The following is a 21991-nucleotide window of genomic DNA, read 5'->3' as shown; positions in this document are numbered from 1 at the left end:
TTAAAAAATAAGAGGGTTTATGGATTCTATTCGTTTTATTACTAATATTTTTATTATTTCATGCATACCTTTAATTCACTATGCATTAAGTAAAAATATAAATTTAAAAGATATAAAAAAAGCGCGTTGGCATTATATTGCTGTTTTTATATTTATGTCGCTTTTAACATTTATTGGATCAAATGGTTCGGGTGAATCTTTTCTTGCGGTAATTATTTCACTATTTGTCTATGTTTTCACATATAAGCGTTTGATAAAAAATAAGTATCAACCAAGAATTGCTGATTTTGAATCTTTTGATGAATATGTGGCGGCATTAGCCAAGAAAAGAAACATCAAATACCCATTGTCACAAAATATAATTGCTATGTTTGGTGAAATTCCAAAACTTGAAAATTTTGAATCTATACCTGAGTGGGTGCATGCCATCAACAAATATTTTGATGATATAGAATCGATATAAAAACTGCGAACCCGACGCAGCCTTTAGAACAGATCGGGTGGAGGAAAGAATGGCTTTTTATACAGTAACTTATGATTTAAAGAAAGATAAAGATTATACCAAGTTTGAAGATGGTATTAGAAAAGTATCAAGCAACACTTATGTTGATGCTACATTGTCTCAATATATTATCCAGTCGCATCTCACAGCAGATCAAGTTCTGATAGCATTACAGGCCCATGCTGACAACGATGATGCGATTCTTGTTTTAGAGTTAGATGTTAGTAACTGGTGTTATGTTAACTTACCTGATGATTTACAAACTTGGTTGCAATCAGCTACTGACTCAACAACTTAAGCCATCCACTTACCTGATGTACCAGAAGTTTTTGGTTTTCCTTCAAATTCTGATTGGGCTTTTAATGTTTCATTTAAAATGCGTTGATTTCCATCAACTTTAACATCTTCGAGTAGGGTGTAAGCACAACCCATAATTCGCACACTGGTTCCTTTTGGAATAATCGCAATTTCTTTTTCACTACCCATAATAAACTCCATCCAACCCACCCCAGCGGTGGGTTTTCTTTTGTCTATTAAAACATAAATGTTTATTAAAATAAAAAATGTTTATTAAAGTAAAATAAACTATTGACTACTTTTGTTTCGTTTACTAAACTAAATCTCGTAGACAACAAACGAGCTATTAAAAATGGAAATTCAAAAACTACGATTACAACTTCTTGGTATGGCGAATGGCGATATTGATGCAGCTAAAGCTATGGAAGCCTATGTGCTCTCTGTGGGTGCGGCTGACAAAGTTGATGCTGATAAAGGTCCAGAAAATAAAGAGTGCGGATGCCCTGCTTGCGTCCTTCGGAAAATCATCGAACTGCGTTTGGAAAATTAATAATAGGCAATAAAAAAGTCCCTGACATTCGACCGACGGGACTTTTACTCAAAGAGTGAGATAAGTATGAACCAAACACCTTCCCATAGTCAAACTCCTACGTTTGGCCACATCCCAGCAACAGGGATTCTTTACCAGCAGCCGCCTTCTAGTGAGCAGATTGCTCGGGCCAATAAAGCTGCCAAGGTTAAGGCAGTTTTAAAAGATGTTGCTGCTATTTCTTTAATTGGCATCACCGTTGTTTCAACCCTGTTTACAGTTCGCAGTTGTTCAGATGATGTGGATCGTCAGGCAGTACAGGCGGTTAAGTTTCAGATGGAGGTTGGGAAATGAGTCTTTCTAAATTTTCCGCAGATCTTCACTACACCTCTGATGGTGGTTGTGAATACGAATCAAAATTCAAGGTTAATCCTAAGCAACAAGATGCAAATAAAGTTCTTCTTGATGTTATTGAGCATTTGGCTTGGATGGGTGCTGTAGGTGGTCAGGCGGACGAAACTACAAAAGCATTTGAACGCGGCTATGCACAAGGTGTTGAACGCAGAGCTTATTTGGATTCTTTGAACAAGGAGTCAGACGATGAACGCTCAAACTAAACCTGAGTTGTTTGCTCCGTGTTTTCCGTTGCTTTCAATCTCGTCACATATCGAAGTTGATGCAGACAATGTGCAGTTCTCTTTTGTTGTTGGCAATCAGTCTATTGACTGTGAAATCAAAGCGGTTGAACTGACCGATTCAATGTACATGGAACCGCAGTTTAATCCCGAGGCTGGCAAGGATGTGGATTACACCAGGCTTGAAGTGGATAGCAAAACTTTAGCACTGGTCACTCGATCCGACTTTGAAGAAACACCAGCTGGCTTGCATTTCATTCTGACTGAATCTCAGGTTTATGCATTGAATGAATGGCTTGAAGCAGATGCTGTTGAAAAATTTGAATTGGCACAAGGATAAGAAAAATGAATGCAAAATTTGAATTAGAAATTGCGGATCAAAATGTTGTTGTAACCGCATTCCGAACACCAGGTGGAACAAATGAATTATTCGAGCGTATTGCTCAAGAAGCACGCTCACATGTTCCAGATGTAAACACTAAAAAAGGTCGTGATCAGATTGGCTCACTGGCTTTGAAAATCAGCAAATCCAAAACTTTCATTGAGAAGTGTGGTAAAGAATTGGTTGCTGATGAGAAGGCTCGAATCAAAGTGATTGATGATGACCGCATTGCCACCGTTAAAAAGTTTGATGAACTGCGTAACGAAATTCTGGCCCCGCGCGATGCGTGGGAACAAGCTGAAAAGGATCGCGTGGCGAAGCATGAACAAGCCATTGTTTCGATAGTATTTTACAAGACTGCTGCTATTGCCGATAAAGATAGCCAATGGCTGAAAGGCGTTATTCAAAACGTGGAAAGCATAGTTATTAATGACTCATTCGAGGAATTTGAAGAACAAGCCAAAATTGCTAAATATGAAACCCTTGAATACCTGCGCACCACCCTTTCTGCACGAGAAAAATATGAAGCTGAACAGGCTGAATTAGAGCGTCTGCGCCAAGCTGAACAGTTGCGTTTACAACAGGAACGTGATGCACAAATTGCCCGTGAAGCTGCTGAAAAAGCTACACGTGAAGCAGAAGAAAAAGCGCGTTATGAGGCTGAACGTGTACAACGTGAAAAAGCTGAATCAGATCAGCGCGAAGCTAGATTAAAAGCTGAAAAAGAAGCTGCTGAATTACGTGCTGCACAGGCTGCTGAAAATGAACGCAAGCGTATTGAAGCTGAACAATTTGCCAAAGCCGAGGCTGAAAGAAAGGCTGAGGAGGCGCGATTGGCTAATGTTGAGCATATGCGCTCTATCAATCGTGAAGCCGTAAATGCTTTGTGCTTTTCGATTCCAGGTTTAACAGAAGAAATGGCAAAAAATGTGGTTCGTGCAATCGCAAATAACGCTGTTCCAAATGTCTTAATCAAATACTAAGGAATAAGAAAATGAATGCAGTAGTTCAACATCAAGGTTTGGTGACAGCGCAAATATCCCAATTGGCAGAAGTTTTAGGTCTGCACAATGTTGATCCTTTGGAATTAAAGCAAACGCTGATCCAGACTGCTTTTAAGTCTGATAAGGAAATTTCAGATGCACAAATGGGTGCGCTGATGATTGTGGCAAGCCAATACAAGCTTAATCCGTGGACCAAGGAGATTTATGCTTTCCCGGATAAAAACAAAGGCATCATCCCTGTGGTTGGCGTGGATGGCTGGTCCCGCATTATTAATAGCAATCCTAGCTTAAACGGCATTGAGTTTGCATTTTCGCCGGAATCAGTTCGCCCTAATAAGGCGAAAGTGGATTGCCCTACCTGGGTTGATTGCATTATTTACCGCAAAGATCGTGACCGCCCTACCATTGTGCGTGAATATCTTGATGAGGTTTATCGCGAACCTATGGGTCAAAATGGTTATGCAGGACCATGGCAATCACACCCTAAACGCTTTTTACGTCATAAAGCTTTGATTCAGTGTGCACGTTTGGCTTTTGGTTTTGTAGGTATTTACGACCAGGATGAGGCTGAGCGAATTCAAGAAAGCGGCACAATTAAAACTGTGCATGGTCAGACAGATAATGTTGTTCCTGAAGGCTATCAGGTATTTGAGGATGAGCAGCTGCCATTCTTCCAGACCGAGGCTCAATACGGAACAGGTCGACTATCAAAAGCTCATGCAACACTGCCAAAAAATACATGGGCTAAACATTTCTGGACAATTCATTCTGCAAGTTTGAAGGCAGTTGCTGAACTTGCCGACCAAGCCTTAGCACGCCAAGGAGAAACTTATGACCATTCTCCAGCGCAGTGAAGATTGGCATGCTGACCGCTGTGGAAAGGTTACAGCAAGCCGTGTTAAAGACATTGATGCAAAGCCAAGTAAAGGCAAAGCACACAATGCTTTAACCCTAACAATTCTGACTGAGCGCCTAACTGGCGTTCAGGAGGAATCCTTTACCAACTCATTAATGCAATGGGGTATTGATCAAGAAATTCACGCTATTACTGCTTATGAAAATGAGACTGGTAGTTTTGTGATTGGAACCGGATTGATTGACCACCCTATTATCAAAATGAGTGGTGCTAGTCCTGATGGCCTGGTAGATCAGGACGGGCAACTGGAAGTGAAGTGCCCAAGTACACAAACCCACTTAAACACCATTTTAACCAATGAAGTACCAGCTGAATATATTCCACAAATCACCTGGCAATTGGCGTGCACAAGACGCAAGTGGTGTGACTTTGTGAGTTTCGACCCTCGTCTACCTAAATATTTGCAATTGGTCATTATCCGGGTATTTGCAAAGGATTTAGATATCGCAGGAATTGAACAGTCGGTGATTCGTTTTAACCAAAAAATTGACCGAATTATTGCTGAGTTGAATCCACATGAGGCTGCTGCATGAAGAAATACAACCCGGTTCACCCTCTCATGAGCGAAGCCTTTGTAATTTGGCTTGTGAAAATTGGCTATAAAGGCGTGACAAACGCATCAGGCGTTTTGTTTTACTGCGAAGCATCTGGAAAGAATTTCCCACGCAATGTGATGATTATGGCGAATGGTCGTCTAAATAAACCGGCAACACAACTGTTTGAAGAATTTAAGAAATATAACCCTTTTGGGGAGGTGGCGTGATGGAAGTTAAACAATTAGAGCCTATGGACGTGATCCGTAGTGAAATGGGTACTTGGACACACCCAGTCTATTCTGCCTATATGGGGGAAAATCTGGGCAATAAAGAGTATATCAGCCCTGGGGAGTGGGAAGATTTTAAGAGGCACTTCAATATAGATACTGTGACATTCTGGATGGAAAGCAGTATTAATTATGATGATTGGGAAGCCATGATGGATGACTGCGATATCACAAAATGGAATCCAATTGCACCAAACGGGTTTTTCTTGATTGATATCAACTTCAGTGAAGATGACGCTTATGCAATTTTCGCTCGAAATAAACATGTAAGCGAGGTGGCGTGATGGATATTCAAAAAAAGCCAGAATTTACTGAAACAATAAATCTTGTGAAAGCGGTTTTAGAGCGTTTGGAGTTTCATGCTTTTGAAGAAGTTTTGATATGGTCAGAGGAACACGCTAGTAAAGCATTACTTAGATGCTTGAAAAAGACTCTTAGTGAGTTTGAAAATGGACATCTTGTCTTAACAAGCAGTTACCCAAAACTTAAACATTTTTCAATAGATACTGTGACTAGCGGTTTAATGACAGCATTAGATCAAGCACAGGAACGTCAGGACAACCTGAATAGAGAAATTGATGAGTTAAAAGATCAATTAGCCAAAGCCCAAGCGGTGCCGGAATGCTCTGCAATCAAAGACGTGATTGGTGAACGTCAACGTCAGATTAGTCATGAATTTTATTCAACTGAACATGATGATGAATACAAATCAAATGAGCTTTTAAGAGCAGCGGTTTGTTATGCGGAAAATGTTCTTTCCCGTGGCTGGGTTCATAGATCAAGTCCTAATTCTGGTATTTATCAGTCAGAAGAAGCTCCTGATTTTTGGCCTTGGGATTTGGATTTTTGGAAGCCTAAAAGCCCAAGAAAAGATTTGGTGCGAGCTGCAGCTTTGCTGATTGCAGAAATTGAAAGAATTGATCGAGCACAGGAGCAAAAGGGATGAGTATTTCTGAGTTTCAATATGATGGTGAAACCATTGTAATTGGTAGCGAAAACTGGAAAGAGTGGGTTTTGTCAGCAGATCCATTTGAAGGTGATTTTGATGATAGCCAGCATCTATCAGATAAGGTTGTTAAAACTCGGAAAGCTACCCAACTCTGTTCTGACTGCTTATCAATCTGTGAACCAGTAACATACAGCCGTGTTATTACGGCATCGGAGCACGGAAGTTTAATCACCAATCGTTACTGCCAAGAGTGCTGTACAGCTATGGCATTTGATGACCTTCATCACGATTACAAGCAATATAATGATGATAGTGAGGACTATCCAGAAGAAGAAGTAATGCTGAGTGATCTGCGGCACCAAGTGCGTACAGCAAATGAAAAGTTGTTAATCAAGGAGCTAGGTAAGCAATATTTCAACCTATCACCAGCGACACTTTGCCAAGTTATGTCCAAAGCAGGAGCTAGCCAATGACTGAAATTCAACTAACCAACGTGCAATTCGCCCAACTCCAAATTGACAACCTTGTGGCCAAAGACAAGCCTTATATCGATTCATGGTCTGCCGGTGATGTTGGTTCATTCAATGCAATTATCAATGCAGTGGATTTTGACAATAAGTTCACTTTCGATATGCGCAACTGGTCAAGACAGCGTGTTAAGTCTGGCACCGGTGCAATGCTTGAAATCAATGAAATGAATGCGGATAAGTTGTATCACTTGTTCACGTGTTATTTAAGTGGGTTGCCGAGTGGCGTGGTGTTGTCATTGGGAGAAGTGTCGTGAATCTACAACCTGGTGATTTGGTTGTTTCAAGATGTGCTGACAAGGAAACGCGCATTTTTAAATACGAAACAACAATTGGGAAAAATATTGTTGTTAGGTGCAAAAAAGGTAAAGGCTATTGCTATCCAAAAAAATGGTTTAGCCATGCCACAGATGCGGAAATTGAAGCTGGTAAAAGATTGGAGGTGGGTTGATGGGTGCATTTAAATACGCTGTTATTCTTGAGTCTGATACGCCACCATCAATTATGCTTGGTCAAAACATTGGTGGTGGGATTGTTAAAGAATTGAAAGAAGTTGATGTGCAACTGGTGACAGCTGCACACTTGGCGAAAATTTATAACCTTAGTGTGAATACAATTCGGGATAAGTTGATCAGCATTAACCAAGGTACTGCAGGTAAGTCGCTCTATAATCCAAAGCTTGCCCACACCCTACTCACCCAGAAAGTTAGAAAAGGCAGGCCGAGAGTTCATTAACTCTCACTGCTATTAAACATCTCCACAAGGTCTTGTGCATCCGGGTTATAGTAAGTATTAATCAGGATGCCAATTGTTTTATGGCCTGTAATCTTCGCCAGTATTTCCACTGGCAATTTTCGAACCTTCACCATTCTTGTAATAGCTTCATGGCGCGTATCATGGAAGTTGATATGATCCAGACCTACTTCACCACGCACACGATAAAACGTCCGTCTAAACGACTTCTCACCTACTGGAACAATAATTTTTTGATCTTCCGGTATTAAGGATAAGAGTCTTTTTGCCTCAGTGGATAGCGGCACGTTTCGAGATTCACCATTTTTAGTCATAGGCAAATGAACAAAGCCTTCCATAATGTCATCCCGGGTCATTGCCAGTATCTCGCCCTTTCGCATAGCTGTTTCCAGTGCAAAAAGTATGGACCATGCAACATAGTGAATAACTTTGGTTGGTCTTGTATTTCTATCCCACTTCAGGCGATCTAGCAGCTGCTCCACATCCTCAGGATAGACTCGTTGATTCCTTGGTTTTCCTTTAGATGGCTTTACAACTGTTTTCCAGACATTGTTCTCGATTAGAAATAGTTCTTTTTGTGCATAGCTGAATATCGATGAAAACATGGCGAACTCACGCAATGCTGTGCTGCTTTGAACTTCAAGCACACGCTTGTTTCTCCACATGACAATATCGTTCGGATGAAAGTCATGAATGGATTTTGTGGCCAGTTCACCAGTGATGCGCTCTAAATTATCCAACTTGTTTCGAATAATATGTGCTGACTTTAATTTGCTGCCATGTTCAGAATAATACTTTTCACAAAGTTGCTTAAATGGGAATGCTGGCTTAATGCCTTTTTCCTCTGCTGCTCGTCCAGTCTTAAGCTCAAGCAGCTTTATTGCTGCCCAGTCCTCACACTCTTTTGGGTTATCTCTTGTGACAGAGTATCGTTTCTTTTGATAGGTCACAGTAATACGCCAGCTTGACCCTCGCTGGATGGGCTTTGGTATCTTCATTTCTTGGTGCAGATTTGGTGTAGATTACTAACAATCATACCAATTATGCTGTAAAAACTGTGACAATTAATAATATTTTGTGAATTTTTAAAATAGAAAAGCCACTTGTAGAAAGTGGCTAATCTTATTAAGTTACTGTAATTTAATACATTACTTTGCTACTGAAGCTTCAGTAGTAATATTTACCGTGATTTTATCACCCACATTTGGTACATAAGCCCCTACGCCAAATGCTGAACGGTTAAATGAAGTCGTTGCATTGAAACCAATAGCCTCTGCTTTAGTCATTGGATGTACACCCTGCTTATTTAATACTGCATCCAAAACTACCGGCTTAGTTACATCTTTCACGGTCAGGTTACCCGTGATTTTGTATTTGTTTTTACCTAAAGCTTGAACCTTGGTACTTTTAAAAGTGATGTTAGGATATTTGGCTGCATCAAAAAAATCTGCTGTTTTTAAATGCTCATCCAATGCTTTTACATTGGTATTTAAACTCGATAAAGGAATAGTCACATTCACAGATGAATTTGCAGGTTTTGCATTATCGACGTTAATGGTACCTTGAATGTCACTAAAGTTTGCAGATGGGGTAGAAAAACCAAAATGGTTCCAGGTAAATACAGTAGCTGTATGGGTTGGATCAATTTGGTAAGCCACAGGTTTTGCCAAAGACAATGTTGCTACCGATGCAACCGCCAAACCTAAAGTTATTGCTTTGAAATTCATGTGTCATTATCTCGCTTTGGAATGGTTATTAGTCTATACCTTTCTTATCTTAATTCACCGATATAGATAAAACGATATGTTGCAAGAATAGAACAATTACCGGTTATCTAGCTCCATAAATGAAATGATGTGGTCGCCTCATCTTAATATATTGATCATCATCATCATTTATTTTAAACCCTGATTCGCAATTTTATGTCTTTATCACTTGTTTCTGTTTTTATTAAATATTTAATACAAAAATATACAGTTTATAAAAATCATGATCAATTAATGAAAAGTACAGCCCATCTATTCGTAACTGTTCACATTTGTAAATATCCAAAATAATAAAAGCCCCCATTGGGGCTTTTTAAAGATGTTTCATCTTTATAACTTTTCAACCAAAATACGGTCGATTTGCTTTAAACCGGTATGCTTTTCATGATTCTTACGGCGGATCTTGATCACCTTGTCTTCCTGCAAGTCTTGCAGCATGAGTTCCACAGCAACCATAGCATCAAGTTCAAGGTCTGCACCAATCCATTTCTGTTCACCAGCATCCATCAGGACAATTTCATCATTAATCTGATCATAAAGGCTCATATTTTCCTCACTTGGGGCAATCATGCACCCCGGGCTGAATACTGTATGAATGAATTAATTTTAAACCTAGACGTTTAAATCATTCGTTACAAATCGTTATTTCTGCAATGAAAAACGCCCCTTTTGCTGGGGCGTCTTTTTAACCGGTTAATTAATCTGATTAAGCGGTAATATCTTTTACTGCTGCAACAACCGCTTCAGTGGTAATACCGAAATATTGGTACAAGTCTTTCGCAGGTGCAGATTCACCGTATGTGGTCATACCGATCACACGACCGTCCAGACCCACGAATTTCCACCAGTAATCCACATGCGCAGCTTCAACTGCAACACGCGCACGAATATGAGATGGAAGAACCGCTTCACGGTAAGCAGCATCCTGTTTCACAAACTCTTCGGCACATGGCATAGATACTACACGTACACCATCAAGCTGTGCATATGCTTCCATCGCCAATGAAACTTCAGAACCAGTCGCAATAATAATCGCTTTTAATTCACCTTTTTCTTCAGCCAGCACATAACCACCTTTAGCGACGTTCTCAATTTGTGCTTGAGTACGGGTCTGGAATGGCAAGTTTTGACGAGAGAAAATTAACGCTGTAGGACCTTCACTACGTAACAGTGCAGATTTCCATGAAATAGAAGCTTCTACAGTGTCACATGGACGCCAGGTATTTAAGTTTGGTGTGCCACGTAAAGAAGCAATTTGTTCTACCGGTTGATGCGTAGGACCATCTTCACCCAGACCAATTGAGTCATGGGTATAGACATGAATCACACGCTGTTTCATCAATGCAGACATACGCACTGCATTACGCGCGTATTCCATAAACATCAGGAATGTTGCAACGTAAGGGATGAAACCGCCATGCAATGCAACGCCGTTGGCAATTGCAGTCATACCAAATTCACGTACGCCGTAGTGAACATAGTTACCCGCCGGATTATCTTGTACGCCTTGCGCACCTTTCCACAAGGTCAGGTTTGAACCTGCCAAGTCAGCAGAACCACCCAAAACTTCTGGCAACAATGGTACAAGTGCCTGAAGTGCATTTTGACTGGCTTTACGCGTTGCAATGGTTTCAGCTTTTGCATTCACTTCAGCAATATAAGCATCTGCTTTAGCGACAAAATCAGCCGGTAATTCACCGCTTAAACGACGTTTAAGTTCAGCTGCTTCAGTTGGGTATTTTGCAGCATATGCAGCAAAAGTTTCATTCCATGCAGATTCAGATTGAGCACCTTTGTCTTTGGCATCCCAAGCTGCATAAACGTCAGCAGGAATTTCGAATGGACCTTCAGTCCAACCCAAAGCTTCACGCGTCAAGGCGATTTCGTCATTACCCAGTGGTGCACCATGACAATCTTCTTTACCTTGTTTGTTTGGTGAACCTAAACCAATAATTGTTTTACAGATAATTAAAGTCGGTTTAGCCGTTTCAGCTTTTGCTGCAACAGTTGCTTGACGGATCGCATCGCTATCGTGACCATCCACTTTAATCACTTGCCAGCCATAAGCGTGGAAACGTTGTTCTGTATCGTCAGAGAACCAGCCTTCAACTTCACCATCAATAGAAATGCCGTTGTCATCGTAATAAACGACAAGTTTACCCAGACCCAAAGTACCTGCAAGTGAACATGCTTCATGAGAAACACCTTCCATCAAGCAGCCATCACCCAAGAAACAGTAAGTGAAGTGGTCAACCACTTTGATGTCGTCTTTGTTAAATTGCGCAGCCAAAGTTTTTTCAGCCAGCGCAAAACCAACCGCATTGGCAATACCCTGACCCAATGGACCAGTCGTGGTTTCAATCCCTGGTGCATAACCTAATTCAGGGTGACCTGGAGTTTTAGAATGCAACTGGCGGAAAGATTTTAAATCTTCAATAGAGAGATCATAACCGGTCAAATGCAATAATGCATATTGCAACATAGAGCCATGGCCGTTAGACAATACAAAACGGTCACGGTTGGCCCATTGCGGGTTTTGCGGGTTATGATTTAAAAATTCACGCCAAACGACATCAGCGATGTCTGCCATCCCCATCGGAGCACCTGGATGTCCTGAATTTGCTTTTTGCACAGCATCCATTGCCAATACACGAATTGCGTTTGCAATACGACGTTCGTTAAGCGGGGTTGTCATAGGTCAGAGTCCAACTAAATCGTTTAAAGAATATGATGAATAGGAAAATTCAAAGCTGGCTATATTGTCTTAAAAAAACAGCAAAGGGTAAAGTCTAATAGCCAACATTTCGGCATTTATTCACCACTGGACATACTTTAATGCAGGCAGAGCTCAATTTCACATCATTTGCAGCGACTTAGCGCATGATTAAATACCTTGGCTTATTTAATCTAAAATTTATATATGACACTTTAACCATTATTAATTACATAAGCGTTGTTTCACCAGTTGCTTTTATTTCTTCAAGTGGGAAAAGATAAAGAGTATCCAACAATGATGAAAAACCTTTACTTTGGCTATTGAATATAGGCTTTAAAGCTTTTCCTCATTTACAGAATCATTTTATTGTTTATGCTTTGATAAATACCCGCTACAAAATTACAGGGTAAGTTAAATTTTTGGCCTTACCCAATTGATGAATAAACACTCAAAAGCCTTAAAAATGAATTTGATTCACTTTAAACAAAACTAACTGAAAAATTTAATTCCTCTTAACTGTATCGCTTCACTTTTATAAAGTTTCATCCTGTCAGGCTTTTTTCAAAATGATTTTTTGTCGAAGTTAATATATAACAATAATATATATATAAATTCTTAAATGATTAAATATATTTATAATCGTTTTTGATTAAATAGAAATGCTTTTGAAGCAAGGATTAAATATTTGCTTAAGCAAATTTTTGTTATAAGCAAAACTACTATTTCAAGCTCATTTTTAACGACTTATCAGTTTTTTAGATGCCCATATCAATTAAAAAGTCATTGAATTGAAATAAATTCATCCATTTTTATCGTCTAGAACTGGTCCAAAAGTCCAACTCGATGTAACATATTGCGTCTTTTGAATTAACTGTGATAGGACTTATGCGCGAGTACGCTGTATTTACCTCGGAATCTGTAAGCGAAGGCCATCCGGATAAAATGGCTGACCAAATCAGTGACGCTATTTTGGATGCAATCTTAAAAGAAGACCCTTATGCACGGGTTGCTTGTGAAACGCTTGTAAAAACGGGTGCGGTAGTACTTGCCGGTGAAATCACAACAACTGCTAACGTCGACTTTGAAGCAATCGTACGTCAAACCGTAAATGGTATTGGTTACCACCATTCTGACCTCGGTTTCGATGGTTCAACCTGTGCCGTCATCAACATGATTGGTAAACAGTCTCCTGAAATTGCTCAGGGTGTAGACCGCCAAAAACCTGAAGATCAGGGTGCCGGTGACCAGGGCTTGATGTTTGGTTATGCCAGCCGTGAAACTGACGTGTTAATGCCAGCTCCTATTTCATATGCACACCGCTTAATGGAAAAACAGGCTGAGTTACGTCGTAATGGTTCATTACCATGGTTACGTCCAGATGCGAAAAGTCAGGTGACTTTTGCCTATGAAAATGGCGTGCCTGTCCGTTTGGATGCTGTGGTACTTTCTACCCAGCACGATCCTGAAATTTCACAAGCCAACTTAAAAGAAGCTGTGATTGAAGAAATCGTAAAGAAAATCATTCCTGCCGAAATGTTCCATGCAGACACCAAATTCCACATCAACCCGACTGGGATGTTTGTGATTGGCGGTCCTGTAGGTGACTGTGGTTTAACTGGCCGTAAAATCATTGTCGATACTTACGGTGGTATGGCTCGTCACGGCGGCGGTGCTTTCTCTGGTAAAGATCCATCTAAAGTTGACCGTTCAGCAGCTTATGCCGGGCGTTATGTAGCGAAAAATATTGTAGCAGCTGGCCTAGCAGATAAATGTGAAATCCAGGTGTCTTATGCGATTGGTGTTGCTGAGCCTACCTCTATTTCAATCAATACATTTAACACAGCCAAAGTACCTGAAGAATTCATTATTCAATTGGTTCGTGAGCACTTTGACTTGCGTCCATACGGCATTACCCGCATGTTGAATCTGATTCAACCGATGTATAAGCAGACTGCTGCTTATGGTCACTTTGGCCGTCAAGGTTCAGATACTGCATTTACCTGGGAAAAAACCGATAAAGTGGAAGCACTTAAAGCCTCTGCCGGACTGTAATTTTTCCATCAAAAAGCCCACAACAATGTGGGCTTTTTTATTTCTGCTTTAAAATAATATAGCAAAGCCTAAAATGTTATGATCAATCATCGTTTTATGGCATAGGATAAAAACATGACTGTTATTCTTCAAGTTGACTTCCCTTCTCAAGGTCCATTTGGCGAGGAAATGAGTCAGACCTATCAACAACTTGCCGAAAGCATTAATCAGGAAGATGGCATCTTATGGAAAATATGGACAGAAAATAGTTCCACCCAAGAAGCGGGCGGCATCTATTTATTTGACAACCAAGCGAATGCAGAAAAATACTTAAATATGCACACTGCACGTCTGCAAAGTTTTGGCATCGATAATATTCGTGGAAAAATTTTTGAAGTGAATAATCCTCTGTCTACCATCAATCAGGCAGACTTTTTAAATCCATAAAATCTAAAAGTTGCTCAACAAAAAAATCCTGACCATTAAAAAATCAGGATTTTTTCAATCACTCAAACTGAATTCTGTTATTTTCTGGTATTAATCACTTCAAGTACAGAAGGTTGCAGAGGAACATCTTGATGATCCTGTAAATAAACATGGCTAATTTTAAAAAGAATAACGGCTGCCAGACAGGTTAAAATACACAAAATCCAGAAACCATAAGGACTTCTTATATTATGTGAACCACAACTACTACATTCCTTTTCAGTCGATTCAACAACTTTGTTACAACAGGCACAATGATATTGATATAGCATAGCTATGCTCCTACCATTTTTGTTTTTATTTTCCATCTTTTAGTATTGATGGACCGGAGTTTCAATAAAATATTAAGCCAGTCTTTTTGAGAAGACAAGCTTATTGATCTACAAGTAAAGCCTCCGAAGTAAAAATAGTTCCAGCACAAATTTAAGATACTAATTTTTATAAAAAAATAAAAACCTCAAAATAAAGAGCCCCTGTTTGGAACACCAAACATCACCCTTAAATCTGTATATTTTAATCTTCTCCCTAAAGGCTCGTATTTTGAGTAAAATAGCCCTGAATAACTTGAAAGGGAGGATCTTATGGTTCAACTGATTAAAAAAGGCGGCTTACGCGAACGTGCCAACCGTAGTCGCAGCTATAAAGGTTCAGAAAATACAGAAGCGACCTTAAAACCTAATCGTTATGTACAGCCACAAAAAAATGAGGAGGTAATATCCACTACTCCCTCATCTACTCCTGCGACTGATGCTATCAGCAAAGAGTATTAAAACATGGCAAGTACGTCATACCATAACCAGATGGCGAAAATCAGAAATAACCCGCCCGAAATCACATCAATATAACTGCCAGAATGCTGATAGGCCGTTTTAATTTTTGGCCTAGACAAAATCAGCATGAGCAAAGTAAAGACCAAAAAAGTTTGGATTGGGATAATAATGGCCAGCTGTGTTTTTAAATGGCTCGAAGCTGAAGAACTTAAGGCCAAAGAAAAGACACTACTAAAATAAATCAGCGTTTTAGGATTAGAGAGATTGGTCAACAATCCCGATAAAAAATAATTTTGCGCATCTGCTGTTGCAACTTGCTGACCATCCGTCTCTATGCCGGTGTGCTGTTTAAGGGTTTTTAAACCGCCATTCAGCATGGCCCAGCCCATCCGTGCCAGAAATAGCCCACCGACCAGCATTAAAATCTGTTGTATCCATGGAAATTGTTCAACCAGCACAGTAAAGCCCAGCAAGGTCAGCACCACCCAAACCAGAATGCCGACTGAAATACCCAGAATAATCTTTAATGTATTGGCTCTTGAGGTCGATGCCGAACTTTTGGCAATCAATAAAACATCAGGTCCCGGGCTAAGCTGTGCAACAAAATGCAGTGCACAAATGGTCAAAAGCAGTGACATAGAAATAGTGGAGATTTTTAAAAAACGTATTATATCGTTTGTTTAATCTTTTGCATGATTGCAGCTTTAAATAATTTAGATAAAAATTCAGAACATAAAAAAGCCGAAGCATGATGATTCGGCTTAAAAAATATCATTTTAAAAATTATTTTTTCACATCTTTCAATTCAATTTTTTTCGCTTCAGGTGTTACTTCACGTGCTTCACCATCAATGATGCTGGAATCGCGATGCTGTGAACCGCCTTGCTGCATGCCTTGCATTTGACGCATTAAATCCGCAAATGGGTTTTGCCCTTGAGCATCACCGCCCATGCCATTCATATTACCCATCATGCCACCCATCATTTTATCCATCATGGCTTGCTGACGTTTGGCCATGGTTTTCATCATGACATTTTTAAAGGCATTCTGAACGCCCGGAATCAAAATTAACAATGCCAAGACATCGGTAATTAAACCTGGAATCAGCAGGAAAAAACCGGCCAGAATTTTAGGCAAATTATTGGTCAATGCAGGATCACCACTCATTTGCCCCATTTGCATTTGCTGCATTTGTGGCATCAAACCTGCTGAATATTTACGAATCAGGTTCATCCCGATAAAGAAGGCTGCAACAAACCAGAAAAATACGTACCACATGCTGCCGACGAGGTCACCCACGCCAATCCAGACAAAAACTTCCAGGATTAAGCCAACCAGTACAATAAGAAATAATTTCATGAAAATTAATCTAATCTCAACAAAATGAATAAGGTGTAGTCATTAACTGCTTAATCACTATCAAGCTTTTTTGCTACGCTTATGTAACAATATGGGCATTATTTTATTTTTAAAGGCTTTGCATGTCATTAATTATCGGTATTGACCCCGGTTCACGCTTAACAGGTTATGGCATTATCGAAAAAGATGGACAAAAATTAACATTTGTAGATGCAGGAACCATTCGTACCGAAACCCCGGAAATGCCTGAACGCTTGAAACGGATTTTTGCAGGTGTGGAACGGATTGTTAAATTTCATGGCCCTACCGAAGCTGCAGTTGAACAGGTCTTTATGGCACAAAACCCGGACTCTGCTTTAAAACTGGGACAAGCTCGTGGTGCAGCCATTGCCGCCTTGGTGAATCTGGATTTGCAGGTGGCTGAATATACTGCCCGTCAAATCAAACAGTCTGTAGTCGGTTATGGTGCAGCGGATAAAGAACAAGTGCAGATGATGGTGATGCGGATTTTAAATTTAAGCATCAAACCACAGCAGGATGCTGCCGATGCCTTGGCTGCTGCGATTTGTCATGCCCATGCCTCAGGCAGTATGAGCAAAATGGCGGTACTGAATGCTTTAGGGGGTATGGCCCGCGGTCGTAGCCGTTACAGTGGTAGAAGACGTTAAGCACGCTTAAAGATAAGGTGCAAAATCCTGACGCATTTCCCGGACCGAGGGTTGTTTGCTATAAGTAAAAGTCACTCTCCGTCCAAAATTTCGTATATTCTTTTCCTGATTTTGGTCAATTCGAATCATGATTCGCTCTTCAAACTGGTCATGCGTATTGTACTCACCGATAACAATCACACCATTTCTTTCAATGACTTTATATGGGCTAAATTCTTTTTCTACAATGTCTTTAAATGATCTGCTCGCCATACCCATATCAGCACGTTGCGTATAAATCACCAGAACAGTACAAGCAATTACAACAATAGCGACCACCAGATATTTATCCATCTTTTCCTTTAACTCATTATTCTTATCGTTTCTTATTTAATACAGGATTTTAAATTCTTTAAGATAAGCATCGGGCTGGACTGGTGTTTGAATAATTCCTGAAACTTCTGCCCGACTCGGCCCTAGCCAACTTCGCTGCAAAAGCTCTTCAATGATCAGTTCATCACCGGCAACCAGGGCCTCCACTTCACCCGTAGTCAAATTTTTCACATAACCTTTTAACTCTAATTCTTCAGCCTGCTGGGCAAACCAGCGACGATAACTGACGCCTTGAACCTTACCCTGAATAATCAGTTTAACCATCCTATTCATTTGCCATTTCCCTGATTCACTACATGATAAATTGCTGCATGCATATGCTGCGCCTGCAAACCACGCATGCCTTGCTCTGCCAGCCAGTCCCCCGCTAAGGCATGCAAAGTGACAATTTCATGCAGCTGGATTTTCCCGGCAAACTGGGCTTTTAAGCTGGCAGTCATACCGGCCAAAACATCCCCCATACCGCCAGTTCCCATGCCTGCATTACCGGCGGTACAAATCCACAGCTGATCTTCCAGAATTAAACTGCCTGAACCTTTCAGTACCCATTGTCCGGCATATTTTTCCTGAAGGGCATGTATCGCTGCGACTCGATCATTTTCAACGTCTTTGACTGAACAACCCAACAATTTTGCCGCCTCACCCGAATGAGGTGTAGCGTAACTATTTGCCTTTAATGTTTCTGGATGCTCCGCTAAGAACCACAATGCATCGGCATCCAGCACCACATGTAAATGGTCAGCTGAATTTAACTTCGGAAACCATTTAAAATAGTGCTGTTCTGACCACGTATCACGTCCTAAACCCATACCAAAGCTGACTGCATCCACATGATCTAATAATTGCTGAATCTCGGCTTCGGTCAAAGCATTGATATCACGCAGCATAATATTCGGTGAGCGCGCCAAAATCGCAGTGTGATGTTTTTCATGGCAGGCAACTGTGACTTTCCCCGCACCTGCACTAAAAGCAGATTCAGCCGCCATCATTACTGCACCACCCATATTTTCATGGCCACCCACGACCAGCACATGACCATAACTACCTTTATGACCAAAAGCTTGGCGTTGCGGTAAATGAATACTCTGCGATGAAAGCTGGGCAATGGGCTTTAATTCAGTATCGGTAGGGATCAGCGAAATAACTTCAACCTGACCTGTAAACTCTTTGCCTTGTCCGGTAAATAGTCCGGCTTTTAAACCTAAAGCCGAATAGGTGTAATCTGCCTTAATGGCGCAGGGTAAGGGCTGGCCACTATTTGCTTGTAAGCCACTTGGAATATCAATGGCGATTTTCAGGCCTGTTTCAGCATTGATACTTTGAATGATCTGTTGCCAGTCTGCCCCCAGTTCTCGGTTTAAGCCGATGCCAAACAGCGCATCAATATAAACCTCATACTGTTTTTGAAATGCAAATCCGGAATGGATATTGATTTCAGCATCGACTGCTTCTTGATAGGCATGATGTAAATCTTTAGAGGCACCTAATTCAGCTGCATAAATGTCTACCTCAAAACCCTGTTGTTTTAAATATTTGGCAGTAAGATAACCATCTCCAGCATTATTGCCCTGTCCACAGCAGACCGCAATATTTTGGATATTTTGTCGCTGAAAAATGGGAACTAAGCGCTGCGCAATCATCCAGGCCACTTGCTGCATTAAGCCATAAGAACTGTTTTGCTTGGCAAACCAGCGTTGCTCCCAGGCTTGAATACTTTGGCTATGATAAACAGGGCTATGGTAAACTTGCTGAGGCATTGTTCTTCCTTTTTTATATCATTATGGCTTCATCCGCAGCATCACAAAAAATTCCTTTAGATCAAACCGATCCTGAAGCGCTGAAAGCGTGGATTAAAGCACAGGCATTGCAATTAGGTTTTAGTGATTGTGTCATTGCCAAACCGGATGCTCAAGAAGAATTACCACGTTTTCAAGAATATTTGAAACGTGGCTACCATGGTGACATGAAATTTCTAGAAGAAAACCTGGAAAAACGGGCCGATCCGACTTTGCTAGTGCCGGGGACCAAAAGCATTATCTGTGTCCGGATGAACTACTTGGTAGAGACACCCAAGCCACGTTATGTCCCGGATGAACCAAATGCCGCCATCATTGCACGTTACGCACGTGGCCGTGATTACCATAAAACCATGCGTGGCCGTCTCAAAACCCTGGCCAGCAAAATTCGGGAAAAAGTGGGAGATTTTGAATCTCGCCCCTTTGCCGACTCTGCTCCCATCTTTGAAAAATCTTTGGCTGAAAATGCCGGCATGGGCTGGACCGGAAAACACACCTTACTGATCCATAAAAAATCAGGTTCATTTTTTGTTTTGGGTGAACTGTTTACTTCACTTGAACTACCCTTTGACAGTCCTGCAACCAAGCACTGCGGCTCATGTACGGCGTGTATTGATATTTGCCCAACCCAAGCCATTGTTGAACCCTATATGCTCGATGCACGTAAATGTATTGCCTATTTGACCATTGAATATCAAGGCATTATTCCTGAAGAATTGCGCCGTAGCATCGGTAACCGTGTATTTGGCTGTGATGATTGCCAGCTGATCTGTCCCTGGAACAGTTTTGCCAAGAAAACCACAATTGAAGATTTTAATCCGCGACATGGTTTAGATCAGGTGAGTTTACTGGACTTATGGCATTGGGATGAACAAACTTTTTTAGCCCATACCGAAGGCAGTCCACTACGACGCACTGGTTACCAAAGCTTTATGCGTAATATTGCCATTGGTTTGGGCAATACACCTTTTTCCGCTGAAATTATAGAAACTTTAAAGCAAACGCGCGACCAGCATGATGAGATTGTGCAAGTCCATATTGACTGGGCAATTCAAGAACATCTGGCCAAATCCAGTTCCATACTGAGCCAAAATTAACAGCGGTTGCTCCAGTTTTTTAATTTCAAGATACTGACAAAGTTTTACCTTAATAAAAAACATAAACTCCAGATCAGGACAAAATTATAAAAATAATAAAAAAACTTTGCAGTGATATTTATAGTAAATAGCTTCAATTTGTTACTAAATATACAATCTTACAATTACTATAAACTTTAAAAATCAATCGTTAGATGCTATTAAATTTGGTCGTTTATGCCTTTGGATTTGGCATAAATTATGTATGATAAAAGTAATAATGAAGATATTTATGGAATTTCACTAATGAATGTACGTAATGACTGGACACGAGAAGAAATTCAGGATTTATATAACCAGCCTTTTTTAGATCTGGTTTTTGAAGCACAGCGCATTCATCGTGAACACTTTCCTGCAAATACCATTCAGGTCAGTACCCTACTTTCAATCAAAACAGGTAAATGCCCGGAAGACTGTAAGTATTGTTCACAATCGGCGCATTATGATTCGAAACTTGAAGCCGAAAAACGTATTGCCGTGGATAAAGTGATTCAGGAAGCCAAAGAAGCGCTTGCTTCTGGTTCATCTCGTTTCTGCATGGGGGCAGCATGGCGTAATCCGCATGAACGCGATATGCCTTATGTACTGGAAATGGTACGTGAAGTGAAGTCACTGGGTCTGGAAACCTGCATGACTTTAGGTATGCTCAATCAGTCTCAGGCAGAACGTTTAAAAGATGCCGGTCTCGACTATTACAACCACAATCTAGATACCTCACGTGAATACTATTCCAATGTGATCAGTACCCGTACCTTTGATGACCGCTTAAATACGCTGGATTTTGTCCGTCAAGCCGGCATGAAAGTGTGTAGTGGCGGAATTGTCGGTTTGGGTGAAAGCAGCCAGGACCGTATTGGTTTATTGCATGAGTTAGCGACTTTAGCGATTCATCCTGAATCAGTACCCATCAATATGCTAGTGCCAATTGAAGGTACGCCACTGGCTGATGTGGAAAAACTAGATGTGACTGAATGGATTCGTACCATTGCGGTTGCCCGGATTATTATGCCTAAAAGCTATATTCGCCTGTCTGCAGGGCGAGAGTCTTTGTCCGATTCTGATCAGGCACTGGCTTTTATGGCAGGTGCCAACTCGCTTTTCTCGGGTGAGAAACTCTTAACCACACCGAATGCCGGTGAAGGTCAGGACAGACAGTTATTTAACAAGTTAGGTTTAATCGCAGAAAAAGCCAAACCAACAGTCAAAGAACTCTCCGTAGATGCCATGGCCAGTTAAACTGAGCAAATTCTAAAAAAAGCCCTTTTAGGGCACTGCTGTCCCACAAATATCACAAGAAGAACCTCAATTGAGGTTCTTCTTGTTTTCGCCATTTTTTATCAGGCACAAAGAGTGATCTTAAAAGTTTCCTTTCAAATAAATTGACCTGAATAATTCGCAGTAAACGCTGAACACTCCATTCTTCTTGTGCCATGTGTTTAGCGAAGTTCACCAGTAAATAGGCGATTAATGCAATCCATATTTGCGTTTGTATCGCATTGCGGCTTCGACCTAGAAATGACTTCAGTTTTAAATTCTGCTTGATGGCTTTAAAGAATAACTCAATCTTCCAGCGG

34 protein-coding genes are annotated in these 21991 nt (G+C 40.7%); 22 read left to right on the top strand and 12 right to left on the bottom strand.

The window, feature by feature from the left end; genetic code table 11:
- The first annotated feature begins 19 nt into the window (after nt 1–19).
- Together GTU69_RS03065 and GTU69_RS03060 are read left to right on the top strand one after the other, a co-directional pair.
- Nucleotides 20–463: a hypothetical protein gene (locus GTU69_RS03065; RefSeq protein WP_166167947.1), complete on the top strand. Its 444-nt coding sequence runs from the start codon at nt 20–22 to the stop codon at nt 461–463.
- A 49-nt stretch (nt 464–512) separates the two neighbouring features.
- Nucleotides 513–800, top strand: coding sequence for a hypothetical protein (locus GTU69_RS03060; RefSeq protein ID WP_205683435.1), 288 nt, complete (start codon nt 513–515; stop codon nt 798–800).
- On the opposite strand, the gene GTU69_RS03055 is transcribed toward GTU69_RS03060, so the two are convergent.
- Nucleotides 797–988: a hypothetical protein gene (locus GTU69_RS03055; protein ID WP_166167944.1), complete on the bottom strand. Its 192-nt coding sequence runs from the start codon at nt 986–988 to the stop codon at nt 797–799. The genes GTU69_RS03060 and GTU69_RS03055 overlap by 4 nt on opposite strands.
- Before the next feature lie 163 nt (nt 989–1151).
- On the opposite strand from GTU69_RS03055, the gene GTU69_RS03050 reads away from it, so the two are divergent.
- From GTU69_RS03050 to GTU69_RS02985, 14 genes are all read left to right on the top strand, one after another.
- Complete coding sequence (locus GTU69_RS03050; RefSeq protein ID WP_166167941.1) at nt 1152–1349, top strand: hypothetical protein; 198 nt, start codon at nt 1152–1154, stop codon at nt 1347–1349.
- A 66-nt stretch (nt 1350–1415) separates the two neighbouring features.
- Nucleotides 1416–1682, top strand: a complete 267-nt coding sequence (locus tag GTU69_RS03045) for a hypothetical protein (protein ID WP_166167938.1) — start codon at nt 1416–1418, stop codon at nt 1680–1682.
- Nucleotides 1679–1945, top strand: a complete 267-nt coding sequence (locus GTU69_RS03040; RefSeq protein WP_166167935.1) for a hypothetical protein — start codon at nt 1679–1681, stop codon at nt 1943–1945. The genes GTU69_RS03045 and GTU69_RS03040 overlap by 4 nt, the downstream gene beginning before the upstream one ends.
- Nucleotides 1929–2303 (top strand): hypothetical protein, encoded by a 375-nt coding sequence (locus GTU69_RS03035; RefSeq protein WP_166167932.1) that lies wholly within the window; start codon nt 1929–1931, stop codon nt 2301–2303. The genes GTU69_RS03040 and GTU69_RS03035 overlap by 17 nt, the downstream gene beginning before the upstream one ends.
- Nucleotides 2304–2308: 5 nt before the next feature.
- Complete coding sequence (locus GTU69_RS03030) at nt 2309–3328, top strand: hypothetical protein (RefSeq protein ID WP_166167929.1); 1020 nt, start codon at nt 2309–2311, stop codon at nt 3326–3328.
- Nucleotides 3329–3339: 11 nt separating this feature from the next.
- On the top strand, nt 3340–4203 hold the full coding sequence (gene bet / locus GTU69_RS03025) for a phage recombination protein Bet (protein ID WP_166167926.1): 864 nt from the start codon (nt 3340–3342) through the stop codon (nt 4201–4203).
- Nucleotides 4181–4798 carry a lambda exonuclease family protein gene (locus GTU69_RS03020; protein ID WP_166167923.1) on the top strand — a complete coding sequence of 206 codons (618 nt, stop codon included), beginning with the start codon at nt 4181–4183 and terminating at the stop codon, nt 4796–4798. The genes bet and GTU69_RS03020 overlap by 23 nt, the downstream gene beginning before the upstream one ends.
- A complete protein-coding gene (locus GTU69_RS03015) occupies nt 4795–5028 on the top strand; it encodes a hypothetical protein (RefSeq protein ID WP_166167920.1) in 234 nt (77 codons plus the stop codon). The genes GTU69_RS03020 and GTU69_RS03015 overlap by 4 nt, the downstream gene beginning before the upstream one ends.
- The gene (locus tag GTU69_RS03010) at nt 5028–5372 is read left to right on the top strand and encodes a hypothetical protein (protein WP_166167917.1); all 345 of its coding nucleotides are present in this window, start codon (nt 5028–5030) and stop codon (nt 5370–5372) included. The genes GTU69_RS03015 and GTU69_RS03010 overlap by 1 nt, the downstream gene beginning before the upstream one ends.
- Nucleotides 5372–6034, top strand: coding sequence for a hypothetical protein (locus tag GTU69_RS17090; RefSeq protein ID WP_240921577.1), 663 nt, complete (start codon nt 5372–5374; stop codon nt 6032–6034). The genes GTU69_RS03010 and GTU69_RS17090 overlap by 1 nt, the downstream gene beginning before the upstream one ends.
- Nucleotides 6031–6510 carry a hypothetical protein gene (locus GTU69_RS03000; RefSeq protein ID WP_166167914.1) on the top strand — a complete coding sequence of 160 codons (480 nt, stop codon included), beginning with the start codon at nt 6031–6033 and terminating at the stop codon, nt 6508–6510. The genes GTU69_RS17090 and GTU69_RS03000 overlap by 4 nt, the downstream gene beginning before the upstream one ends.
- On the top strand, nt 6507–6821 hold the full coding sequence (locus GTU69_RS02995; protein WP_166167911.1) for a hypothetical protein: 315 nt from the start codon (nt 6507–6509) through the stop codon (nt 6819–6821). Before GTU69_RS03000 ends, GTU69_RS02995 begins: the two co-directional genes overlap by 4 nt.
- A complete protein-coding gene (locus tag GTU69_RS02990; RefSeq protein WP_166167908.1) occupies nt 6818–7015 on the top strand; it encodes a hypothetical protein in 198 nt (65 codons plus the stop codon). The genes GTU69_RS02995 and GTU69_RS02990 overlap by 4 nt, the downstream gene beginning before the upstream one ends.
- Nucleotides 7015–7299, top strand: a complete 285-nt coding sequence (locus GTU69_RS02985) for a DNA-binding protein (RefSeq protein ID WP_166167905.1) — start codon at nt 7015–7017, stop codon at nt 7297–7299. Before GTU69_RS02990 ends, GTU69_RS02985 begins: the two co-directional genes overlap by 1 nt.
- Here the strand turns inward: GTU69_RS02985 and GTU69_RS02980 are convergent.
- The 4 genes from GTU69_RS02980 to tkt all read right to left on the bottom strand — a co-directional run bounded on the left by GTU69_RS02980 (nt 7296) and on the right by tkt (nt 11778).
- On the bottom strand, nt 7296–8315 hold the full coding sequence (locus tag GTU69_RS02980; RefSeq protein WP_166167903.1) for a site-specific integrase: 1020 nt from the start codon (nt 8313–8315) through the stop codon (nt 7296–7298). The two genes, GTU69_RS02985 and GTU69_RS02980, sit on opposite strands and share 4 nt — an antisense overlap.
- A 150-nt stretch (nt 8316–8465) precedes the next feature.
- Nucleotides 8466–9044, bottom strand: a complete 579-nt coding sequence (locus tag GTU69_RS02975; RefSeq protein ID WP_166167901.1) for a YceI family protein — start codon at nt 9042–9044, stop codon at nt 8466–8468.
- A gap of 369 nt (nt 9045–9413) precedes the next feature.
- A complete protein-coding gene (locus tag GTU69_RS02970) occupies nt 9414–9629 on the bottom strand; it encodes a hypothetical protein (protein ID WP_086195075.1) in 216 nt (71 codons plus the stop codon).
- Between the two features lie 160 nt (nt 9630–9789).
- Entirely contained in the window at nt 9790–11778 is a 1989-nt protein-coding gene (gene tkt / locus GTU69_RS02965; protein WP_166167899.1) for a transketolase, read from the bottom strand.
- Nucleotides 11779–12684: 906 nt separating this feature from the next.
- On the opposite strand from tkt, the gene metK reads away from it, so the two are divergent.
- Together metK and GTU69_RS02955 are read left to right on the top strand one after the other, a co-directional pair.
- Nucleotides 12685–13851, top strand: a complete 1167-nt coding sequence (metK, locus tag GTU69_RS02960; protein ID WP_086195073.1) for a methionine adenosyltransferase — start codon at nt 12685–12687, stop codon at nt 13849–13851.
- 114 nt (nt 13852–13965) lie between these two features.
- On the top strand, nt 13966–14277 hold the full coding sequence (locus GTU69_RS02955; RefSeq protein WP_166167896.1) for a monooxygenase: 312 nt from the start codon (nt 13966–13968) through the stop codon (nt 14275–14277).
- 77 nt (nt 14278–14354) lie between these two features.
- Here the strand turns inward: GTU69_RS02955 and GTU69_RS02950 are convergent, their stop codons facing one another.
- Nucleotides 14355–14588, bottom strand: a complete 234-nt coding sequence (locus tag GTU69_RS02950) for a hypothetical protein (RefSeq protein WP_166167893.1) — start codon at nt 14586–14588, stop codon at nt 14355–14357.
- Nucleotides 14589–14897: 309 nt separating this feature from the next.
- Here GTU69_RS02950 and GTU69_RS02945 point away from each other — a divergent pair, with 309 nt between their 5' ends.
- A complete protein-coding gene (locus GTU69_RS02945) occupies nt 14898–15086 on the top strand; it encodes a hypothetical protein (RefSeq protein WP_166167890.1) in 189 nt (62 codons plus the stop codon).
- On the opposite strand, the gene GTU69_RS02940 is transcribed toward GTU69_RS02945, so the two are convergent.
- Both GTU69_RS02940 and GTU69_RS02935 read right to left on the bottom strand, forming a co-directional pair.
- A complete protein-coding gene (locus GTU69_RS02940; protein ID WP_166167887.1) occupies nt 15083–15724 on the bottom strand; it encodes a LysE family transporter in 642 nt (213 codons plus the stop codon). The genes GTU69_RS02945 and GTU69_RS02940 overlap by 4 nt on opposite strands.
- 145 nt (nt 15725–15869) lie before the next feature.
- Nucleotides 15870–16445, bottom strand: a complete 576-nt coding sequence (locus tag GTU69_RS02935) for an FxsA family protein (RefSeq protein WP_166167884.1) — start codon at nt 16443–16445, stop codon at nt 15870–15872.
- 122 nt (nt 16446–16567) lie between these two features.
- On the opposite strand from GTU69_RS02935, the gene ruvC reads away from it, so the two are divergent.
- Complete coding sequence (gene ruvC, locus GTU69_RS02930) at nt 16568–17113, top strand: crossover junction endodeoxyribonuclease RuvC (protein WP_086195067.1); 546 nt, start codon at nt 16568–16570, stop codon at nt 17111–17113.
- A gap of 6 nt (nt 17114–17119) precedes the next feature.
- On the opposite strand, the gene GTU69_RS02925 is transcribed toward ruvC, so the two are convergent.
- The 3 genes from GTU69_RS02925 to GTU69_RS02915 are packed head-to-tail and all read right to left on the bottom strand — an operon-like array spanning nt 17120 to nt 19242.
- Nucleotides 17120–17446, bottom strand: a complete 327-nt coding sequence (locus GTU69_RS02925) for a hypothetical protein (protein WP_166167881.1) — start codon at nt 17444–17446, stop codon at nt 17120–17122.
- A 36-nt stretch (nt 17447–17482) separates the two neighbouring features.
- Entirely contained in the window at nt 17483–17758 is a 276-nt protein-coding gene (locus GTU69_RS02920; protein WP_166167878.1) for an acylphosphatase, read from the bottom strand.
- Nucleotides 17755–19242: an NAD(P)H-hydrate dehydratase gene (locus GTU69_RS02915; protein ID WP_166167875.1), complete on the bottom strand. Its 1488-nt coding sequence runs from the start codon at nt 19240–19242 to the stop codon at nt 17755–17757. The genes GTU69_RS02920 and GTU69_RS02915 overlap by 4 nt, the downstream gene beginning before the upstream one ends.
- Before the next feature lie 23 nt (nt 19243–19265).
- Here GTU69_RS02915 and queG point away from each other — a divergent pair, with 23 nt between their 5' ends.
- A complete protein-coding gene (queG, locus tag GTU69_RS02910; RefSeq protein ID WP_166167872.1) occupies nt 19266–20378 on the top strand; it encodes a tRNA epoxyqueuosine(34) reductase QueG in 1113 nt (370 codons plus the stop codon).
- A 285-nt stretch (nt 20379–20663) separates the two neighbouring features.
- Nucleotides 20664–21653, top strand: a complete 990-nt coding sequence (gene bioB, locus GTU69_RS02905) for a biotin synthase BioB (protein ID WP_166167869.1) — start codon at nt 20664–20666, stop codon at nt 21651–21653.
- A 52-nt stretch (nt 21654–21705) separates the two neighbouring features.
- Here bioB and GTU69_RS02900 read toward each other — a convergent pair.
- Nucleotides 21706–21991, bottom strand: a 286-nt coding sequence (locus tag GTU69_RS02900) for a transposase (protein ID WP_166167866.1), incomplete at its 5' end; no start/stop codon positions are given.

The organism is Acinetobacter sp. SA01, assembly GCF_011319235.1.
Lineage (GTDB): Bacteria > Pseudomonadota > Gammaproteobacteria > Pseudomonadales > Moraxellaceae > Acinetobacter.
This window is presented reverse-complemented; position numbering and strand designations above follow the sequence as displayed.